At 69.1% G+C, this 5932-nt stretch carries 3 protein-coding genes and 2 pseudogenes; 3 read left to right on the top strand and 2 right to left on the bottom strand.

Features of this window, described 5'->3' with window-relative positions; all coding sequences use genetic code 11:
- Nucleotides 1-1101 precede the first annotated feature (1101 nt).
- The 3 genes from ACWCXX_RS40380 (at nucleotide 1102) to ACWCXX_RS40390 (ending at nucleotide 3309) form a co-directional block, all read left to right on the top strand.
- Nucleotides 1102-1392 (top strand): hypothetical protein, encoded by a 291-nt coding sequence (locus ACWCXX_RS40380; protein ID WP_451136188.1) that lies wholly within the window; start codon nucleotides 1102-1104, stop codon nucleotides 1390-1392.
- A gap of 118 nt (nucleotides 1393-1510) precedes the next feature.
- The gene (locus ACWCXX_RS40385; protein ID WP_451136190.1) at nucleotides 1511-2809 is read left to right on the top strand and encodes a hypothetical protein; all 1299 of its coding nucleotides are present in this window, start codon (nucleotides 1511-1513) and stop codon (nucleotides 2807-2809) included.
- Between the two features lie 245 nt (nucleotides 2810-3054).
- Nucleotides 3055-3309, top strand: coding sequence for a hypothetical protein (locus tag ACWCXX_RS40390; RefSeq protein ID WP_451136192.1), 255 nt, complete (start codon nucleotides 3055-3057; stop codon nucleotides 3307-3309).
- A 134-nt stretch (nucleotides 3310-3443) separates the two neighbouring features.
- Here the strand turns inward: ACWCXX_RS40390 and ACWCXX_RS40395 are convergent.
- Both ACWCXX_RS40395 and ACWCXX_RS40400 read right to left on the bottom strand, forming a co-directional pair.
- A pseudogene (locus tag ACWCXX_RS40395) lies at nucleotides 3444-3832 on the bottom strand (DUF6009 family protein).
- 97 nt (nucleotides 3833-3929) lie between these two features.
- Nucleotides 3930-5488 (bottom strand): annotated as a pseudogene (locus tag ACWCXX_RS40400) (DNA primase family protein).
- Nucleotides 5489-5932: the final 444 nt, after the last annotated feature.

Below are 5932 nucleotides of genomic sequence, written 5' to 3' on the forward strand. Positions count from 1 at the left end.
AGTTCGCGCACCGCCGCGTACGAGCCCGCGAATCCGATCGCGGCGATGAGCACCGCCCCGGCGACCACGAGACCGATGAGTATCCGGTGGGTGCGAGTCAGCTGAAGCACCGCTCCCCTACTCATGCCCCCGCTGCCCCTCCTGTATATGCATCATCCAGCCACACTCTCACGAGGGACGACCCGAACCACGCGCTCGACGGAACACAGCGAGGGATCGTCAGCGAAAAGTGATCACGCGAGCCACACACCATTCGGGGGGTGGCACGGGCCGCCCTTGCTCCCAGCCTTACTTCTCCAGACTCCGCCGTCCCGACGAACTGCTTCCTCCATCACCCTGGCCAGCTCTCGGGCGGCGCACTCCTGCTCTTCGGCCTGGCAGCGGAGCTGCTTCTGAAGGTCCTGCCGGTCACCCCCTCTTCCTCCTGGAGACGGACCGCCACATCCCGGCCGGGAACGCACACGACCACGGCGGCTAGCAAGGTGCCAGCACTTCAAGAACCGTAGCCCTGCTGCTCATCGTCGCGCGGCGTCCGGCGACATGCAGGTACTGCCCCCAGGTCGGCATCCGCGACGACGTGAGCGAGGACGAACTCATAACCGCACCGAAGGAGCACCTGTGGGGCGACCAGCCCCCTGTCTCAGCGAACCGAGTCGGCGCCGATTCGTCTCTCGGCCGAGTTCGGTAGGACAGGACATCGGCTACCGGAGCGAGGGACGCGAGGCCTCGCCGCCGGCCGCCCTCCTGGCGACGAACCTGCGGCACAGAGCCGGCCTGCGCTGCCGTCCATCCGGCCTGAGCCTTCGGCTAAGGCGGTCCCCGCCGAACAACACCGCCGTCTCCGGCCTCACGGCCCTGCCAGGGCACACACGAGAGCGAAGACCGTCACGGAGTACCGAACGAGCACAGCACCGCAACGCGCTGCTGGAAGCCACGGCCGCGGCAGGCGAGGCACACGAGTCCCACCGGCCACAAATCCCCATTGCAGACATCTCTTTCCGCCTCTTCCGCCCTTATTTCGTCCCCGCTCCCCTTCAACGAACCACCACCACGAAGCCCCGGCCACCGGCCGGGGCTTCGTGCTTCTGGGAGGAGTTCGCCATGCCCACCTACGAGACCACTGTCCGCTTCACCAGCGACCTCGACCGCCTCACCCCAGAACAGCGCCGCCGCTTCCGCCGCGCGGTCGGAGCCTTCGTCGACGACCTGCGCACCGGATCCTTCCGCCCCGGCCTCCGCGTGAAAGGAGTACGGCGTGCGCCCGGCGTCTACGAGCTCACGTGGGCCGGGAATGGCAGGGCGACTTGGATGTACGGAGTAGAAGTACATCGCGGCGAGCGCCACATTATCTGGCAACGCATCGGCACCCACGACATCCTCGCCGGGCCTTGACCCGGCTGGCGCGCCAGGCGACGGCATCATCTCGACGGTCGTCCTCTGCGCGTACGGGCCGGACTTCCACGGGAGTTCTGGGGGGCTTGTGGACGACTTACCGTCGTCACCCGCCCAAGTGCCGCACCATTTGCTGGCCCACCCGGTTTTCGTCCGGGCTCTTGGTGAGCGGGACTTCACCACGGTGTTCGCCATGGCCCACGACGTGGGGATCTCCTTCAACCGGATCGCCGAAGCGTGCACGCTGAAGGCCGAGCGGGTCAGCCAGATCGCCCGGGGCGCCACATCCGTCACCGCCCTCACGACCGTCGAGCGAATCGCGGGCGGACTGCGCATTCCCGGTGCCCTCCTGGGGCTTGCTGCGCAACCCTGGGAGGACACCGCCGTTCTCAGCACGGAGCCCGACCATGGAGAAGACCCGATGAAGCGCCGCAACCTGCTGCGCGGCGCCCTGGCCGCCGGCCTCACCGCTCCTGCCCTCGCCGCGCTCACCGCCGCCCGGACCGACCTCGACCAGACCCTCTCCCCCGGTGCTTCCCAGGACCTGGCCGACCTCGAAGCCGCAGCCGAGAGCTACGGGTACGGCTACCACGGACAAGCACCCGCCCGCGTCCTGGCCGACCTGGTCATCGACTTCACGGCCCTGTACCCGCTCCTTGCCGTCCCGCAGCCCGCACCGGTGAGGGCCCGGCTGTGCCGGACGGCCGGGCAGATGGCCGGGATGACCGCGATCGTCCTGCACGATCTGGGCAGCCGCCGGGAGTCCCGCGCCTGGTTCGCCACCGCCGCCCGGGCTGCCGCCGAATCCGGCGACCCGCAGCTGCACGCGTGGGTCCTGGCCCGGGAGGCGATGGTGCCGCTCAACTACGGCGCCCCCAGGGCAGCAGCCGCCCTCGCCGACCAGGCCCGCCATGCCGCCGGCACCCGGCCGACCGCCGCTGCGGTGCTGGCGGCCGCCGTCGCCGCCCGCGCCTACGCCCTCAACCACCAGAGCGAGCAGGCCCGCGCCGCGCTCACCGCCGCCGACACTCTCATGAACCGGCTCCCCGAGCCCGAACGGTCGGACACCTGGCTGACGTACGGCGAGCAGAAGCACCACGTCCACCTCAGCCACGCCTTCACCACCCTCGGGGACACCCGCCGCGCCCAGGAGAGCCAGCAGCGCGCCCTGGAACTGTCCGCGCCGACCAGCACCATGACACGCACCCTGCTGAACATCGACGCCGCCGCCTGCTCCCACCACGACGGCGACACCGAACAGGCCTGCCGCCGTACGGTCGCTGCCCTGACCGCACTGCCCGTCGACTACCGCACCGGCCTGGTCCGCCGCCGCGCCCTGGACCTGTACGAAGCCATCCCCGCCCAGCACCACCACGAGCGCGCCGTACAGGAACTGCGCGACATCGTGGCCGGCTGACGGAGACAGTTCCGCCAGCCCCGTGAGCAAGGGCACCTGCCCCTCCCTCAGCTGGGAACTGCCCCGCCGAGGGAGGCAATGTGCTGCCCGGGCGGAAGACTGGCTGGACGTACGGTCCCGTTGCTGAGGGAGTGGCTTTTCCGATCGGAGCTTGAGTCCCGCGAAAAGGAGCAGGTCAGGGCGTTTTCGTCGAGGCTACGGGACTGACGGGACTCAGTTGGGCGCTTACGGAAACGGGGGCCCTCATGGTGGTCGACGGAGCCGTCGACGTGGGCTTCGAGGATCTGCTGGAGTCGTGGGAGGCCGCCTGGCCGGAGAGCAAGGAGATGGTCGAGCGCATCCGGACTGTCCATCCGCAAGCCGAGCTCGACGGCATCGACCTGATGGCACGGTCCACGATGACCGGCGGGCTTCGCGGGTTCATGCAGCTCGTCGAGCAGACCGGCGACTGGCAGTTGTGCGCGGCGGTCCGTGCTGCACGAAGGCATCCGGCACACTGATGATCCTGTGGGAGCGGGCCGAAAAGAACCCGGCAATCGTTCATCAGCCGCAGCAAGGCCGGACCGCGGGCGGGCAGGGGAATGAGGCCCTTGTTGTGCGCCGGCTGCGGGGCGGGTCGTACGGCCGCCGGTTTTCAGGTGGTGGCGGGCATTGTCCTTCCGGCGCCCTGGGACCGGGCGGTCTTCGCTCCGGCCTCGCCCGGTTTCACCGTCCGCGGATCGACAGCTTCGAGCGGTGAGCCGACCTTGTAGGGGCAGCGGGGTCGTCGGGCTGGTTGGGGCGGTCGTGCGGGAGCAGGTAGAACGTGCGGCGCACGAAAAGGCCGCTGTCGGGGCGCCGCGCCGCGTTGGGGGTGAGGTTGGTGTATCCGATGAGCCGGCCGTCGCGTTCGTAGCGTGGTTTGCCCTTGCGGGTGTTGACCTTGTCGAGGGCCTGGCGGACGTAGTCGAGGTCCTCCGGGTCCTCCAGCCATACGACCTCGGCCTCCTGGGCGAGATCGCCTTCCTTCGGCATCGCGCTCATCGGGCCTCCTGGTTGTCCGGTGCCGGGCTTCGGCCTGCGGGTGCAGCTTCTCCATCGTACGGGCCGCCCGGGAGGGATCCCAGGGCGTAGTGGCTGGTCACGGGGTTTCCTCCCTGTAGGTGTCGGGGTCGTCCGGGAGCAGGGCGAGGCCGGGGTAGAGCTTGGTGGCGTTGTTCTTGATCATTTCGGCGGGTGAGGCGAGTCCGAGTTCCTGGCGGATGCGGCTGGCGAAGGCCCGGCTCGTCGAGGGCCTGATGCCCTCGTCGGAGCACCAGCGTCCGTAGGTCTCGTACAGGAGTTTCTGTTCGACGCGCAGGTCGGGGTTGGGGCGGCCGCCGAGGCCTTTGGTGCAGCGTTCGCTGATGAAGCGGCCGATGTGGTCCTCGGTGGTCTCGTACGCGGCGGTGGCCACGCGGACGGAGGCCGGGCCGGTGAGCGGATCGCGGGTGGCGAGGTACTTCCTGGCGCCTTCGATGAGCCAGTGCAGGATGCCGGGGCCTTCGTCCCGGACGAGTTCGGCCGCGAGGTTGTCGATCTTCCGTTCGTCGGGGACGCGGCGCTCGAAGGGGATGATGCGCATGCGCCGCCAGAACGCGTGGCCTCCGGTGCCGACCTCGGGCCGGTGGTTGCCGAGCAGCCACAGCTTGTGAGTGGGGGTGAGGGTGAAGAAGTTCTGCCGCATGCGCCGGGCGGTGATGGTGTCGCCACCGGTGAGGAGTTTGACGCGGGCCTCGTTGAACTTGTCGTTCGGCTTCAGCTCGCTGCACACCACGATGCGCCGGCCGTGCAGTTCGGTGAGCTCGGTGCTGTGCTCGGTGAACTTGCCCTTCTCCATGAGGAATCCCGGCGGGGCGGCGTTCGCGTAGTCGCCCAGGATCTGGGTCATCACCTCGAGCAGGACCGACTTGCCGTTCGCCCCCGACCCGTACAGGAAGGGCAGGACCTGCGCGCCGACGTCGCCAGTGATGGAGTAGCCGAGCAGCAGGTGCAGGAGCCCGATGGTCTCCTGCCCTTTCTCGTCGTCGCCGAAGGTGTCGCGCAGGAAGCTGTTCCAGCGGGGGACGGGCATGGCGTGGGGGGGGCGACCGCGGTCGCCCGTGCGTGCATGTCGGTGAGCGGGTCCGGCTTGCGCAGCTGGCCGGTGCGCAGGTCGACCACCCCGGCCGGGGTGCACAGGGCGTAGATGTCGCCGTCCAGGACATCGGGGTCCAGGCGCAGGCCCGGGGCGGCCTGGGCCTGGTAGAGCAGGGCCTTGACTCCCGAGGTCGACTCGGAGTGCCGGCGGTGGGCTGCCAGCGCGCGGTCGCTGAAGCGTCCGTGCGGGTCGTGTTCGGGGAACTGCTCGGCCATTTCGCCCGCGGCCCACACCGCGGCTTCCTCACCGCCGGTCAGTCTCCACCGGTACTCGCTCCAGGAGTGCCAGCCCATCCCGATGACGTAGCGGAACCGGTCGCTGTAGAGCCGGGCGAACAGCTTGGCGTTGCCCCGGTCGGTCAGCGAAGCAGGCACCAGCCCAGGGTCGGGGGGCGGTGTGAGCGAGCCGTTGTGCTGGGCGGGCAGACCGGGGTGCTCATGCGGGAGGCCGGCGTCGAGGGAGTACCGGCGGATCTGTTCGGCCGCGGCCTCGGCGTCGAAGCGGACGGGTTCGGCGCTCATGAGCGTCCTCGGAAATCGGTGCGGTTCTCGGCAGGCCCCGCCCAGAACAACGGGACTGAAGGGACTGAAACTTCGGCTATGCGGCACAGAGCGTAGCCCACCCCGTCCCCGGGAGAGGCTGCGCCCGCGCGTGTCGGGAGATTCCAGTCCCGTCAGCCCCGTACTCGGGGCTGCTGTACGGGGGGTTCAGTCCCGTGAGCGACGCATGGTTTTGAGTCCCGTACAGGAAAAGAGCAGGTCAGGGCACGCCTCTCCCCGGGCGACGGGACTGACGGGACCCAGCCATGCAGTTATGAGCTGTTCAAGAAGTTAGGGGAGTTGCACATGCGCGCGCGTGTTGACATTACTTACCTAAGGGTTGTCCCGTAACTACTGGTCACGGGTGAGATGATCTTGCTGTGTCTGGTGTGATCAGGGCGTCGGAGCCCTCCTGGATAGCCCCGT

It is taken from the genome of Streptomyces sp. NPDC001732 (assembly GCF_053596315.1).

Bases quoted from the DNA above. Each gene is read 5' to 3' on its own strand.
- ACWCXX_RS40380 (WP_451136188.1), top strand. From the start codon at position 1,102: ATGCCCACCTACGAGACCACTGTCCGCTTCACCAGCGACCTCGACCGC.
- ACWCXX_RS40390 (WP_451136192.1), top strand. From the start codon at position 3,055: ATGGTGGTCGACGGAGCCGTCGACGTGGGCTTCGAGGATCTGCTGGAG.